This is a genomic window from Streptomyces sp. S.PNR 29, assembly GCF_030386795.1.
In the GTDB taxonomy this organism is placed as follows: Bacteria; Actinomycetota; Actinomycetes; order Streptomycetales; family Streptomycetaceae; genus Streptomyces.
Genome location: NZ_JANUQM010000005.1, coordinates 100,614 through 114,538 on the forward strand (window position 1 = coordinate 100,614; position 13,925 = coordinate 114,538).

Here is a 13,925-nt window from a genome sequence, read left to right on the forward strand (position 1 = left end):
CCCCCACACCTCCCACGGAAGACCACCTCCATGCACTACGACCGTGAACTCACCGAGCAGCGGCTCGCCCGGGTGCTGAACGAACGCATCCGCCCGGCCGTCCACGCCCGGTCGGTCCCCCTCCGGGTCGAGATCTGGAACGTGCCCGGCGAACCGGTGCCGGTCCACGAGGGCCTGTCCGCGCCCTACCGCCCGGCACGGGTCGGCGACCGGTGGGGTCCCGCCTGGTCGACGAGCTGGTTCCGGGTCAGCGGCTCGATCCCGGCCGAGTGGGCGGGGCTGCCCGTCGAGGCCGTGCTCGACCTGGGGTTCTCCCCGCACTCCCCCGGCTTCTCCGCCGAGGGCCTGGTCCACCGGGCCGACGGCACCGCCGTGAAGGCGCTCAACCCGCGCAACACCTGGCTGCCGGTCACCGCGTCGGCCGCCGGCGGCGAGGAGGTCGTCCGGTACATCGAGGCCGCCGCCAACCCCGTCGTCATGCACACCGCCCCCGACCGGCTCACGTTCGGTCCGACATCGGTCGGCGGACGCGCGCCCTGGCTGGGCGACCCGGCCGCCGACCCCGGTGAACCGCTGTACCGGCTGCGGCGGCTGGACCTCGCCGTCTTCGACCGGGAGGTCCACGAACTCGTACAGGACCTGGAGGTGCTCGGGCAGCTGATGCAGGAGCTGCCCGTGGAGTCGCCGCGCCGCTGGCAGATTCTGCGGGCGGTCGAACACGCCCTGGACGCGGTGGACCTGCAGGACGTCGGCGGCAGCGCTGCCGCGGCACGCGCGGCGCTGGCCCCGGCGCTGGCGGCACCGGCGAGTGCGAGCGCGCACCGCATCTCCGCGGTCGGGCACGCCCACATCGACACGGCCTGGCTCTGGCCGCTGCGCGAGACGGTGCGCAAGGTCGCCCGTACGGTCTCCAATGTCACCCAGCTCATGGACGACCACCCTGAGTTCCGTTTCGTGATGTCCCAGGCGCAGCAGCTGGCCTGGCTCAAGGAGCACCGGCCCGACGTGTACGAGCGCGCCCGGGAGAAGGTGAAGACCGGGCAGTTCCTGCCCACCGGCAGCCTGTGGGTGGAACCCGACACGAACCTCAGCGGCGGCGAGTCGCTGGTCCGCCAGTTCGTCCACGGCAAGCGGTTCTACGTGGAGGAGTTCGGCGTCGAGACCGAGGAGATGTGGCTGCCGGACACCTTCGGCTACAACGCCGCCCTGCCCCAGCTGATGAAGCTGGCGGGGGTGCGCTGGTTCCTCACCCAGAAGATCTCCTGGAACACCACCAACAAGTTCCCGCACCACACCTTCTGGTGGGAGGGCATCGACGGCACCCGGATCTTCAGCCACTTCCCGCCCGTCGACAGCTACAACGGCGACCTGTCCGGCGCCGACATCGCCCACAGCGTGCGCAACTTCCAGGACAAGGCCGCCGCCAACCACTCCCTCATCCCCTTCGGCTACGGCGACGGCGGCGGTGGCCCCACCCGCGAGATGCTGGCCCGCGCCGCCCGGCTGGCCGATCTGGAGGGCTCGGCCCGGGTCACGCTGGAGCGGCCCGCCACCTTCTTCGCCCGCGCGCACGCCGAGTACGAGGCGAACGGCGGCGCCCCGGTGTGGTCCGGCGAGCTGTACCTGGAATTCCACCGGGGGACGCTGACCAGCCAGCTCGCCACCAAGCAGGGCAACCGGCGCAGCGAGCACCTGCTGCGCGAGGCCGAGCTGTGGGCGGCCACCGCCGCCGTGCGGCACGGCCACCCGTACCCGTACGAGGCACTGGACCGGCTCTGGAAGACGGTGCTGCTGCACCAGTTCCACGACATCCTGCCGGGGACGTCGATCGCCTGGGTGCACCGCGAGGCCGAGGAGACGTACCAGGCCGTCGCCCGGGAGCTGGAACAGATCGTCGAGGACGCGCAGCGCGCCCTGGCCGGGCCCGGCGAGGGGAGGGTCGTCTTCAACGCCGCCCCGCACGCCCGCGGGGACGTCCCGGCACTCGGCGCGGCTGTCCGCACCGGCCCGGCCGAGGGCAACGTGCCGCCGGTCGCTGACGGCGACGGCTTCCTCCTGGACAACGGCCTGATCCGGGTGACCGTCGACGCACGGGGCCTGATCACGTCCGCCCACGACCGCACCGCCGACCGTGAGGCACTGCCGCCCGGTGCGGTCGCCAACCTGCTCCAGCTGCACCAGGACTTCCCCAACCAGTGGGACGCCTGGGACGTCGACGCCTTCCACCGCAACACGGTCCGCGACCTCACGGACGCCGAGTCGGTCACCGCGGCGGAGGGGGCCGTCCGCGTGGTCCGCGCCTTCGGGGCTTCACGGATCGAACAGCACCTGACCCTGCCCGCCGGTTCCAGGCGTCTCGTCATCGACACCGTCGTCGACTGGCACGAGAAGGAGAAACTCCTCAAGGCCGCCTTCCCGCTGGACGTCCGCGCCGCGCACTCCAGCGCCGAGATCCCCTTCGGACACGTCGAACGGCCCACCCACACCAACACCAGCTGGGACGCCGCCAAGTTCGAGGTCTGCGCCCACCGGTTCCTGCACGTCGGCGAACGCGACTGGGGCGCCGCCCTGGTCAACGACTCCACCTACGGCCATGACGTCACCCGCGATGTCCGGCCCGACGGCGGCACCACGACCACGGTCCGGCTCTCCCTGCTGCGCGCCCCCCGCTTCCCCGACCCGGACACCGACCAGGGCACCCACCGGCTCCGCTACGCCCTGGTCGTCGGCGCCGGTATCGCCGACGCCGTGCGCGAGGGCTACCACTTCAACCTGCCCGAACGCGTCCGCCAGGGCAGCACGCCCGTCGCTCCGCTGCTCTCGGTCGACCACGCGGGGGTCGTCGTGGAGGCCGTCAAGCTCGCCGACGACCGGTCCGGCGACATCGTCGTCCGTCTCTACGAGTCCCACGGCACCCGCGCCCGCGCCACCCTCACCGCCGGCTTCCCCTTCACCTCCGCCACCACGACCGACCTCCTGGAACGCCCACTCGACGACCCGACGAGCCATCAGGTCACCGGTGACACCGTCCGGTTGACCCTGCGCCCCTTCCAGATCCTCACCCTCCGGTTCCGCCTCACCCGGTGAGCCCGGCCCGGTCGCAGGCCGCCCGGAGCGCCGGTGTGCAGATCTGCTCGACGGTGTACGCACCGTCCTTGACGAGGACCTGCTCGATCGTGTCGGCCGTCACCGCCCTGGGGGTCAGCAGCACGGCCGGGATGCGCTCGGTGGTGGGGCTGTCGATCGTCGTCGTGGCGATGTCGCCGAGGTCCTCACCGCGGCCCAGGGCGACGGCCATGGCGGCCGCCGAGTCGGCCTCCGTCTCGAACGGTTTGTACACCGTCATGTACTGCTCGCCCTTGACGATCCGCCGTACGGCGTCCAGATCGGCGTCCTGACCGGTGACGGGAGGCAGGGGGTGGACACCGGCGCTCTTGAGCGCGGAGATGACCCCTGCGGCGATGGAGTCGTTGGCCGCGAGGACGCCGCCGATCCGGTCCGGGCCCAGCGCCGTGATGGCGGCGGACATGTTGGCGTGGGCGTTCTCCGACCGCCAGCCCAGGGTGTCGTACGACCTGCCGATCTTCACCTTGCCGGTGAGGACGGACAGCGCGCCCCTGCGGAACCAGGCGGCGTTGGGGCTGGTCGGGTCGCCGTTCATCATGACGACGCTCCGGCTGTTCGCCGTGTCGCCCATGGCCTTCAGCAGCGCCTCGCCCTGGAGCCTGCCGACCTGCGCGCCGTCGAAACTCACGAAACCCGAGATCGGGCCCTCGGCAAGCCGGTCGTAGGCGACGACCGGGACGTCCGCCCGGCGCGCCTCCTGGATGGAGGAGCGGAGCGCTCTGCTGTCGGCGGCGTCGAGGATCAGGACCCTGACCCCCTTGGTGATCATGGAGGTCACCTGGTTCTGCTGCCGCGCCGCGTCGTTCTCGGCGTTGGCGTACGCGATGGTGCAGCCGGGGCACAGCTCCTTCACCCGCTTCTCGATCAGCGGCTTGTCGGAATGCTCCCAGCGGGGGGTCGCCCGGTTGGGGAGGAGCAGTCCGACGGTGAAGGTGTCCGTGCCGGCACCGTCGTCTCCCCCACAGGCGGCCAGGGACACCGTCATGACGACCGCGACGAGTGCCGCGACGACATGCCGCGCGCGGGTTTTCACAGCAGCCCTCCTCGCTCGCTGCCGAGTCCGGATTCCGCGGGAACCGGCTCACCTCCCGGCACGACGATCTCGCTCCACACCTGCTTGCCACCGGCCACCGGCACCGAGCCGAAGGCATCCGACATCGCCTCGACCAGCAGCAGGCCCCGCCCGCCGGTGGCCTCCCAGTCCACGATCACCGGCTTGGCGGGCGCTCGCGGCGAGGAGTCGCTCACGCTGACGCGCACCCGGTCCCCGCGGAGCACCAGGTCGAGGCGGACCGCGCCCTGAGTGTGCACCAAGGCGTTGGTGACCAGTTCGGAGACGACCAGCAGCACCGCGTCGGCCGCTTGGTCGACCTTCCACCTGCGCAGGGTGCGTGCGGTGAAACGGCGGGCGTGCATGACGGCGTCGGGCAGCCGCCACACCACCCAGCCGGCCCGTATCGGCCGGGTCTTCATGCCGTCGTAGCGCAACAGCAGCAGTGCCACGTCGTCCTCACGGCGGACGCCGTCGCCGAGCAGTTCGTCGGCCATCCGCCCCGGGTCCTCCGGGTCGGCCGCGGCGAGGGCGGCGCGGGTGCGGTCCATGCCCTCGTCCAGCGGCAGATCGGCGGCCTCGACCAGGCCGTCGGTGACCAGGGCGAGCACCGCGCCGGGGGTCAGGGCGACCGCTGTCATGGGGAACTCCGCCTCCGCCGATATGCCGAGCGGGAGCCCGCCCTCGACCTGCACCTCCTCGGTGGTGCCGTCGGGGTGGCGGAGCAGCGGGGAGAGGTGCCCGGCCCGGACGAACAGAGTGTTGCCCTCCTCCATGTCCAGTTCGACATAGCAGCAGGTGGCGAACAGGTCGGTCTCCATACCGACGAGCAGGCGGTTGGCGTGGGAGACCACCACGTCGGGCGGGTGCCCCTCCACCGCGTACGCCCTGACCGCGGTCCGCATCTGGCCCATGATGGTCGCGGCTCCGGCGCTGTGCCCCTGTACGTCCCCGATGACCAGCGCCACCCGGTCCTCGGAGAGCGCGATGACGTCGTACCAGTCGCCGCCGACCTGCAGGCCGCGCCTGGCGGGCAGATAGCGGGCGACGGCCGTCCCTCCGGGCAGTTCGGGCAGGCGCCGGGGCAGCAGGCTGCGCTGCAGCATCGTCGCGAGTTCCTGCTCGGCGTCATGCGCGTGCGCGCGCTTGAGGGCCTGCCCGGCCAGCGCCGCGGTGGCCGTCAGCAGGGACCTCTCCTCGGGGGCGAACTCGTGCGGCTGGTCCCAGCCGACCAGGCACACGCCGGCGATCCTGCCCTTGGCGGGGAGTGGCAGGACGGCCAGACCTCCGTCGCCGACGCCCGCGAGGGCGGGTTCGAGGGAGGTGCCGGCGGGCCACAGATCCAGGCGTCCGTCCCGCAGCGCCATCTGCAGCGTGGGCAGGGCGCTGAGTGGTGCGTCGGGCCACTCCGTACGCCACTCGGAGCGCCAGGCCCTCGGCCAGGCGGAGGGCTGCGGCGGGTCGAGGACGGTGACCGTGAGCCGGTCGTCCTGCAGTTCGGCGAGCGCCACCCGGTCGGCACCCAGTGGTTCACGCAGCGCGGTGACCAGCACATGGCTGACCTCACTGACGGTTGCGGCATCGTCGAGTGCGGCGGTCAGCCACTGGATCCGGGAGACGTCGTCGGCGGTCCGGCGCAGCACCGAGGTGGCCGTCACCACGCCCAGCACCTGCTCCGGCCGGTCGTCGGTGCCCGTGACCACCCGGCATCCCATGCTCAGCCAGCGCATCTCACCGGTCGGGCAACGGACGCGGAACTCCAGCTCGCGCCGGCCGAAGGCCTGGGTGGACGGCTCCAGCACCGACATCAGCGCGTGCATGTCCTCCGGGAGGGCGTGCGAGAGCAGGGTGTCCGCCTTGCCGTCGAAGTCGTCGGGGGTGATGCCGACCAGCTCCAGCAGGGTCTCGTCCGCCTCGATCACGCCGGTGTCCGGCACCAGGACGAACGAGCCGACGCGCAGACTCCGCAGGGCGGGCCCCAGCAGCGACGTCGGCGGCGGCCGGCCGTTTCCGGCTCGGAGCAGGTCGGCGACGGCGTCGGCGTACCGCTCCAGGAAGCGCTGCTGCTCGACGTCGAAGCCGTCGGGGGACGTCCCCACGACGACGAGGCAGCCCAGCCGCCTGCCCTCCGCCTCCAGGGGCAGCGCACCGAGGGTCGCCTCCCCGCGCGCCGGCGTCGGCCCGCCCTCGGCGAAGGAGGCGAGTGCCGCGGAGCCCAGCCACACCGGCCGGTCGAGGTGCAGCGCGTGTGCCGCGGGCGAGCCACCGGTCAGGGGCAGATGCTCCGGCAGCCGGTACTGGGCGGCGCCGCATCCGGCCGTTTCCACCAGCCGGAGCCCGGCGTCCCCGGCGCCGGGCACATACAGCGCCGCCAGCGCCGCTCCGGCGAACGTCAGGGCCCGATCACTCGCGGCTGCACCCGGCACCGGAGGCGGTGAACCCGTGTCTGCGGCGCCGGCCTCGGGCGCCCGTGGCTCGGATACTCCGGCCGGGGCAGGGCCGTCATGAGGCATGTCCGCAACCTACCTCCCGTCCATGCCGCAGGTGCCGAAAGAGTCCAGATCGGGGCACCCACACACCAGAATCGCATATACCGGCAAACCAGACAGAGTCGTCTGCCCGCCATCGGTGTCGGGGCCCGCCGGGCTCCACGGCATCGATGGCCACTGCATTCGCAGTTCACCGCAGCCGGTGTCACACTGACGACGTGGCGGTCTTGCAGAAATGGTGACGACCCCACTGGTCCTCCGTGATCGCGGACAACCGTGAGCGCCCCCTCGCCAGGCACGGTGAAGGTCAAGGGAGGTCTCTCACATGAAGGCCTGCATCCACATGAAGGCCTGCATACGGGACACGGCCCTCGCCATGACCGCGGTCTCGACAGCCGTCACTCTCGCGGCCTGCGGGTCCGATGCGGGGAACGACTCCGGCGGGGACGACTCGCCGACGATCGGCCTGCTGCTGCCGGACGCCACCACGGCCCGCTGGGAGACACAGGACAGGCCCTTCTTCGAGCAGAAGACGGAGGAGCTCTGCGGCGACTGCACGGTCGAGCACGCCAACGCCAAGGGCGATGTGGCCCTCCAGCAGGAGCAGATGGACTCGATGATCACCCAGGATGTCGACGCCATCGTGCTCGTGGCCGTGGACGCCAGGTCGCTGGCCCCCGCGGTCAGGCAGGCGGAGCAGGCCGGCATCCCGGTCATCGCCTACGACCGCCTCGCCGAGGGCCCGATCTCGGGGTACGTCTCCTTCGACGGCGAGGAGGTCGGCCGTCTCCAGGCCAGGGCCCTGCTGAAGGCCATGGGCGACAGGATGCGCAGCGAGCAGATCGTCATGATGAACGGCGATCCCAGCGACCCCAACGCGGTGGCGTTCAAGAAGGGCGCCCTGTCCGTTCTGCGGGGCAAGGTGAAGATCGGCAAGGAGTACGACACCCTCCTGTGGAGGACGGAGGCCGCGAACATGAACATGTCCGGCGCCATCTCCGCGCTCGGCGTCGCCAACATCCATGGGGTCTACGCCGCCAACGACGGCCTCGCAGCCGGCAGCATCTCCGCCCTGAAGGCGAACAAGGTCGAGCCGTTGCCCCCCGTCACCGGGCAGGACGCCGAACTCGGAGCCCTGCGGCGCATCGTCGGCGGCGATCAGTACATGACCGTCTACAAGCCCTTCGGTCCGGAGGCTTCCGCCGGCGCCACCCTGGCCGTGGCCGCGGCCCGCGGTGACAGCCTCGACCCGGTGTCCACGGGCAAGGTGACCACCCCCGACGGGCAGACGGTTCCGGCCGTCATGCTCAGCCCGGTCTCCGTGACCGTCGACAACATCGAGGAAACCCTGATCAGGGACGGTGTCTACACGATCCGGCAGATCTGCACTCCCCAGCTCGCCGCCGCCTGCGACAGGGCCGGGCTGACCTGACCTGGTTTCCGACCGATCGGGGCCCCCGAGAAGGAGATGTTCCCGTGCCGACTCCCCCCTTGCTCGCACTGCGCGGCGTGTGCAAGCGCTACGGCGTGGTCGAGGTCCTCACGGACATCGAGCTGGAGATCCACGCCGGTCAGGTGGTCGCCCTGCTGGGCGACAACGGGGCCGGCAAGTCCACCCTGGTGAAGGTGATCTCCGGGGTCGCTCCCGCGGACCGGGGCGTCATCGAGTGGGAGGGCCGGACGGTCCACATCAGGCGCCCGCACGACGCGCGGAACCTCGGTATCGCCACCGTCTACCAGGACCTCGCGCTGTGCGGGAACCTCGACGTCGTCGGCAACCTGTTCCTCGGGCGGGAGATCCGCCGGTACGGGTTTCTGGACGAGGTGGAGATGGAGCGCCGCACGAGGCACCTGCTGGAACGCCTGACCAGGGCCGTGCCCGATCCGCGCGCCCCCGTCGTCTCCCTGTCCAGCGGCCAGCGGCAGACGGTCGCCATCGCCCGTTCGCTGCTCGGCGAGCCGCGGGTCCTGCTCCTCGACGAGCCGACCGCCGCGCTGGGACTTGAGCAGACCACCGAGGTCCTGGACCTCGTGGACCAGCTGCGCGACCACGGTCTGGGGATCCTCCTGATCAGCCACAACATGGGGGACGTCAAAGCTCTCGCGGACCGGGCCGCCGTGCTGCGGCTCGGCCGCAACAACGGCTTCTTCGACGTGAACACCGCGTCCCAGGAACAGATCATCTCGTCCATCACCGGCGCCACGGAGAACGTTCCCCGTCAGATGGGTCCACGGGAGGCGAGGTGGTGAAAGGGAGGCGCACCATGGCGGACCACACGCGGACCGAACCCGGCGCGCCCACCGCCGAGTCCGGTCAGCCGCACCACGGGCGGGCCGTGGCCCGTGCCATGGAGGGCTGGATCGACGTCGTACGGCACAAGCTGAGCGCCGGTGAGCTGGGCGCAGTCCCCGTCGTCCTGGTCCTGGCCGCGGTCTGGATCATCTTCCAGTCCCTCAACGAGAACTTCCTCTCGCCGCGCAACCTGTCCAACCTCAGCGTGGACATCGTGGGTACGGGCCTGATCGCGGTCGGCATCGTCTTCGTCCTGCTGCTCGGTGAGCTCGATCTGTCGGTCGGCTCGATCAGCGGCCTGGCGGCGGCCGTGTTCGCCGTGCTGAACGTGAAGCACGGCGTGCCGGAGTGGATCGCCCTGATCATCGGGGTGCTCGCGGGCACCCTCGCGGGAACCGTCCAGGGCTACTCCTTCGCCAAGACCCGGGTACCTGCGTTCGTCGTCACGCTCGCCGGGCTGCTCACCTGGAACGGACTCATGCTCTACATCCTCGGGACCAGCGGCACCGTCAACCTCGATGAGAGCGGGCTGGTCGCCAAGCTGACCAGCTACTACTTCACCCAGGACGGCGTCGCCTACGGCGTGGCGGCGGTGGGCGCGGGACTGGTCTTCCTCGTGTCCTTCCAGGACATGCGGCGCCGCAAGGCCGTCGGCATGCCGCACCGCTCGTTGCGCGGGATCGGGGTGCGCGCGGGAGCGGTCGCGGTGACCGCGTTCGCCGCCGCGTATCTGCTCAACCGGTTCCAGGGCCTGCCGCTCGCTCTCCTGATCTTCCTCGTGGCGGTGGCCGGCCTCGACGTCGTCCTGCGCCGCACGCACTACGGGCGGCAGGTCTACGCGCTCGGCGGCAGTGTCGAGGCCGCCCGCCGCGCCAGCCTGAGCGTGATCCGGGTGCAGACGGCGGTGCTCGCCGTCTCGGGCACCCTGGCCGCGGCCGGCGGCCTGTTCCTGGCCTCGCGCATCACCTCGGTGAGCCAGACCTCGGGCTCGGGGGTTCTGCTGCTCAATGCCATCGCGGCCGCCGTCATCGGGGGCACCAGCCTGTTCGGAGGACGCGGTACGACCTGGTCCGCGGTACTCGGCATGCTGGTGATCCAGTCGATCTCCTCGGGCATGGCGATCACGGACACCCCCGCCGCCGTCCAGTTCATCATCACGGGCGGTGTGCTCTTCGCGGCGGTGGTCATCGACTCTCTGTCACGGCGCTCGCAGGAGGCACACGGGCGGGCCTGATCCGCATCAGGCCCCTCCCGGCGTCAGACCAGGTGGGCGAAGACCACCAGGTTCTCGGTGTAGTCCCTGGCCACGCGGTCGTAATCCCCCGAACAGGTGATGAGGCGCACCTCGGCCTCGGAGGTGTCCGCGTACACGCGCTCGTTGGGGAAGCGGTCCTTGTCGAACGACTCCACGCTGTCGACCACGAAGGAGGCGGTTCGCCCGTCGGCTCGCCGCACCTGGAACCGGTCCCCCTTCTTCAGTTCCCCGAGCTCCGCGAAGACGGCCGGGGAGGTCCGGGTGTCCACATGCCCGGCGATGATCGCCGTGCCGGCCTCACCGGGCGACGCGCCGTCGGCATACCAGCCGACGAGGTTGGTCTCGTCGGGCGGAGGGGGTTCGAGCTGGCCGGAACGCCCGATGGCAAGGGCGGTGAAGGGGGCGTTGACCGAGATCTTGGGGATGACCAGGCGGGTCGGCCTGGAGCGCGGCAGCGGTCTCCCCGCCGGCTCCCTCCCTCCGGCCCGGCTCGGCTCTCCGGCCTGCTTCTCTTCTTCGGCTCGGTTCCCGCCGGACGGGGCGGATGTGACGGCCGACGCGGCATGCGGTGCGCGACCGTTGTCGGGCGACTCGCCCTGGCCGCCGATCAGGCTCACGGCCAGGGCGAGGGCGGCACCGCTCCAGAGCATCATCGCGCCGGTGCGTGACCTCCGCCCCGGCGGCACGGGGTCGGTATCGGTAGGGGAAGGAGGGCTGGCTGCCATCGGAGACCACCTCACTCGGGCACGGCAGCGGACACGACTAGCGGGAGGGCGAGCGGGGCCGCCGCGGCGCGAGGTACGCCGCGGCGGCCCAGCCGGTACGAGCTCAGGCGCCGGTCAGGCCATGCCTCCGGAGACCTTCCTGCGTCGCAGCGCGTACATGCCGGCGCCGGCCACGCCAAGAACGGCCAGCCCGCCGGCGGTGACACCCGGCGTGGCGAGCCCGCCGCCACCGGTGTGGACGCCGCCCCGCGGCTTGTGCTCGCCGTCCCATGAGCCCTTGTCGTGGTCGCCGCCCCACGAGTCCTTGCCCTGCTCGTGCTCCTTGCCCCCGAAGTCGTGCTCCTTGCCCCCGACCTCGTGGTCCTTGCCGCTGTAGGAGTCGGAGTCCGAGCCGGAACTCCAGTCCTCGTGGGACGCGTCGGTCAGCGCTCCGCCGCCCGTGTGAACACCCCCGTGCGGCTTGTCGTGCTTGGCGTCCTTGTCGTGCTCCTTGCTGTAGGAAGAGTGTCCGTGGTCTCCGTCCTTGTCGTGCTCCTTGCTGTAGGAGGAGTGTCCGTGGTCCCCGTCATCCATCGCGGTGGCGTAGGCGGCGGGTGCGGCGATCGCAAGCGCGGCCGTGGCCGTTGCGGTGGCGATCAGCATGCGGGCAGAACGCATCTGAGAGTCCTTCCGTCACAGCCGGGCAGCTAACGCTTTCAGCAGCTGGGGGAACCCGGCTTCGACTGATCCACCGTCAGCCATATCCGGCCCGCACACCATCCGGGACGTTCACTCGGGTTAAGCCGTCACCCACTCCGGCGACAAAAGTGCCGCGGAGCCGAGTTTTGTGCCCTGGGCAACCACATACGGATCGGTCCGGGGCGCTCCGCCTGAGCGGGCGCCCCGGACCGTCTTCTCACCGCGCGCCTGCCGCGGAGCTACAGCGTGTGCTCCAGGCGGTCGGCCACCAGCTTGACGAACCGTGCGGGCTCCTTCGGCTGGCCGCCCTCGGCGAGCACCGCAAGGCCGTACAGCAGTTCCGCCGTCTCGGCGAGCTGCGTGCGGTCCTCGCGCTCCTTGTACGCCTGGTTCAGGCCCTTCACGAGCACGTGGCCGGGGTTGAGCTCAAGGATCCGCTTGGTGCGCGGCACCTCCTGGCCCATCGCGCGGTACATGTTCTCCAGGGCGGGGGTGAGGTCGTGCGCGTCCGCGACGATGCAGGCCGGGGAGACGGTGAGGCGCGACGAGAGGCGTACCTCCTTGATGTCCTCCTCCAGCTGCTCCTTCATCCAGCCGAGCAGCTCGGCGTACTCCTCGTTCTGCTTCTCCCGCTCGCCGTCGGTCTTCTCGCCCCCCTCGGCGTCGAGGTCGATCTCTCCCTTGGCGACGGAACGCAGCCGCTTGCCCTCGTACTCGCCGACCGTGTCGACCCACACCTCGTCGACGGGGTCGGTGAGCAGCAGGACCTCGATGCCCTTGGCCCGGAACGCCTCCATGTGGGGGGAGTTCTCGATGCTCTGCCGGGAGTCACCGGTGATGTAGTAGATGTCCTCCTGCCCGTCCTGCATCCGCTCCACGTAGCTCTTCAGCGTGGTCGGCTCGTCGTCGCCGTGCGTGGTGGCGAACGAGGAGACGGCGAGGAGGGCGTCGCGGTTCTCCGAGTCGGTGACCAGCCCCTCCTTCAAAACGGCGCCGAACTCGCGCCAGAAGGTGGTGTAGCGGTCCTGGTCCTTGGCCATCAGGTCCTTGACCGTCGACAGGACCTTCTTGGTGAGCCGGCGCTGGATCATCCGGATGTGCCGGTCCTGCTGCAGGATCTCGCGGGACACGTTGAGCGAGAGGTCCTGAGCGTCGACGACTCCCTTGACGAAGCGGAGGTAGGGCGGCAGCAGCGCCTCGCAGTCGTCCATGATGAAGACGCGCTTCACATACAGCTGCACACCGCGCCTGAAGTCCTGCCGGAACAGGTCGTGCGGGGCGTGCGACGGGACGAACAGCAGGGCCTGGTACTCGAAGGTGCCCTCCGCCTGGAGGCGGATCGTCTCCAGCGGCTCGCGCCAGTCGTGGCTGATGTGCTTGTACAGCTCGTGGTACTCGTCGTCGGACACCTCGTCGCGCGGGCGCGCCCACAGGGCCTTCATCGAGTTCAGCGTCTCGGGTTCGGGCGCGGCGTCCCCCTCGCCCGCCGCCGGGACCAGCCTGATCGGCCAGGTGATGAAGTCCGAGTACCGCTTGACGATCTCCCTGATCTTCCAGGTGGCGGTGTAGTCGTGGAGCTGGTTCTCCGGGTCCGCCGGCTTGAGGTGCAGGGTGACCGCGGTGCCCTGCGGGGCGTCGTCGACGCGCTCCAGCGTGTACGTGCCCTCGCCGCGCGACGTCCAGCGGGTGCCCTGGCTCTCACCTGCCCGCCGGGTCACCAGGGTCACCTCGTCCGCCACCATGAAGGCGGCGTAGAAGCCGACGCCGAACTGGCCGATGAGCCCCTCGGCGCCACCCGTCTCCTGGGCCTCCCGCAGCTCCTGGAGGAACTTGGCCGTGCCCGAATTGGCGATGGTGCCGATGAGCTGCCCGACCTCGTCGTACGACATCCCGATGCCGTTGTCCCGCACGGTGAGGGTACGGGCGTCCTTGTCGATGTCGATCTCGACGTGCAGGTCGGACACATCGGCGTCGAGTGTGTCGTCCCGCAGGGCTGCCAGACGCAGCTTGTCGAGCGCGTCGGAGGCGTTGGAGACGAGTTCACGCAGGAAGACATCCTTGTTCGAGTAGACCGAGTGGATCATCAGCTGCAGAAGCTGACGGGCCTCTACTTGGAACTCAAACGTTTCGGTCGTCATGGTTCGCGTGTACCTCACAGGTCGCAGAGTGGCTGGTACTGGCGCCAGTCACTCTAAACACCAAGTCAGGGTGGCATGGCGGTCTTTCTCCAGGTGGCGGCCGATACTCATCGGTACGGCGCGCCTCTCTTCCGCTGCGCGCGTCTCGACCGGTCCGCCCGTGCCGACAT

9 protein-coding genes are annotated in these 13,925 nt (G+C 70.7%); 4 read left to right on the plus strand and 5 right to left on the minus strand.

From position 1 onward, the window contains the following. Nucleotides 1–30: 30 nt before the first annotated feature. The gene (locus NW895_RS15470) at nt 31–3,087 is read left to right on the plus strand and encodes a glycoside hydrolase family 38 C-terminal domain-containing protein (protein ID WP_289936108.1); all 3,057 of its coding nucleotides are present in this window, start codon (nt 31–33) and stop codon (nt 3,085–3,087) included. On the opposite strand, the gene NW895_RS15475 is transcribed toward NW895_RS15470, so the two are convergent. Continuing rightward, the gene (locus NW895_RS15475) at nt 3,077–4,159 is read right to left on the minus strand and encodes a substrate-binding domain-containing protein (RefSeq protein WP_289936109.1); all 1,083 of its coding nucleotides are present in this window, start codon (nt 4,157–4,159) and stop codon (nt 3,077–3,079) included. The genes NW895_RS15470 and NW895_RS15475 overlap by 11 nt on opposite strands. Continuing rightward, complete coding sequence (locus NW895_RS15480) at nt 4,156–6,690, minus strand: SpoIIE family protein phosphatase (protein WP_289936110.1); 2,535 nt, start codon at nt 6,688–6,690, stop codon at nt 4,156–4,158. Before NW895_RS15480 ends, NW895_RS15475 begins: the two co-directional genes overlap by 4 nt. A gap of 319 nt (nt 6,691–7,009) precedes the next feature. On the opposite strand from NW895_RS15480, the gene NW895_RS15485 reads away from it, so the two are divergent. The 3 genes from NW895_RS15485 (at nt 7,010) to NW895_RS15495 (ending at nt 10,193) form a co-directional block, all read left to right on the plus strand. After that, nucleotides 7,010–8,098: a substrate-binding domain-containing protein gene (locus tag NW895_RS15485; RefSeq protein ID WP_289936492.1), complete on the plus strand. Its 1,089-nt coding sequence runs from the start codon at nt 7,010–7,012 to the stop codon at nt 8,096–8,098. Nucleotides 8,099–8,142: 44 nt separating this feature from the next. Further along, the gene (locus NW895_RS15490; RefSeq protein WP_289936111.1) at nt 8,143–8,916 is read left to right on the plus strand and encodes an ATP-binding cassette domain-containing protein; all 774 of its coding nucleotides are present in this window, start codon (nt 8,143–8,145) and stop codon (nt 8,914–8,916) included. Nucleotides 8,917–9,014: 98 nt separating this feature from the next. Beyond that, nucleotides 9,015–10,193, plus strand: coding sequence for a sugar ABC transporter permease (locus NW895_RS15495; RefSeq protein ID WP_289936494.1), 1,179 nt, complete (start codon nt 9,015–9,017; stop codon nt 10,191–10,193). Between the two features lie 23 nt (nt 10,194–10,216). On the opposite strand, the gene NW895_RS15500 is transcribed toward NW895_RS15495, so the two are convergent. The 3 genes from NW895_RS15500 to htpG all read right to left on the minus strand — a co-directional run bounded on the left by NW895_RS15500 (nt 10,217) and on the right by htpG (nt 13,755). After that, a complete protein-coding gene (locus NW895_RS15500; RefSeq protein ID WP_289936112.1) occupies nt 10,217–10,939 on the minus strand; it encodes a class F sortase in 723 nt (240 codons plus the stop codon). A gap of 114 nt (nt 10,940–11,053) precedes the next feature. Next, nucleotides 11,054–11,596, minus strand: a complete 543-nt coding sequence (locus NW895_RS15505; RefSeq protein ID WP_289936113.1) for a hypothetical protein — start codon at nt 11,594–11,596, stop codon at nt 11,054–11,056. A gap of 260 nt (nt 11,597–11,856) precedes the next feature. Further along, the gene (gene htpG / locus NW895_RS15510) at nt 11,857–13,755 is read right to left on the minus strand and encodes a molecular chaperone HtpG (RefSeq protein ID WP_289936114.1); all 1,899 of its coding nucleotides are present in this window, start codon (nt 13,753–13,755) and stop codon (nt 11,857–11,859) included. Nucleotides 13,756–13,925 lie beyond the last annotated feature (170 nt).

Bases quoted from the DNA above. Each gene is read 5' to 3' on its own strand.
- NW895_RS15470 (WP_289936108.1), top strand. From the start codon at position 31: ATGCACTACGACCGTGAACTCACCGAGCAGCGGCTCGCCCGGGTGCTG.
- NW895_RS15480 (WP_289936110.1), bottom strand. From the start codon at position 6,690: ATGCCTCATGACGGCCCTGCCCCGGCCGGAGTATCCGAGCCACGGGCG.
- NW895_RS15485 (WP_289936492.1), top strand. From the start codon at position 7,010: ATGAAGGCCTGCATACGGGACACGGCCCTCGCCATGACCGCGGTCTCG.
- NW895_RS15495 (WP_289936494.1), top strand. From the start codon at position 9,015: ATGGAGGGCTGGATCGACGTCGTACGGCACAAGCTGAGCGCCGGTGAG.
- NW895_RS15500 (WP_289936112.1), bottom strand. From the start codon at position 10,939: ATGGCAGCCAGCCCTCCTTCCCCTACCGATACCGACCCCGTGCCGCCG.
- NW895_RS15505 (WP_289936113.1), bottom strand. From the start codon at position 11,596: ATGCGTTCTGCCCGCATGCTGATCGCCACCGCAACGGCCACGGCCGCG.
- htpG (WP_289936114.1), bottom strand. From the start codon at position 13,755: ATGACGACCGAAACGTTTGAGTTCCAAGTAGAGGCCCGTCAGCTTCTG.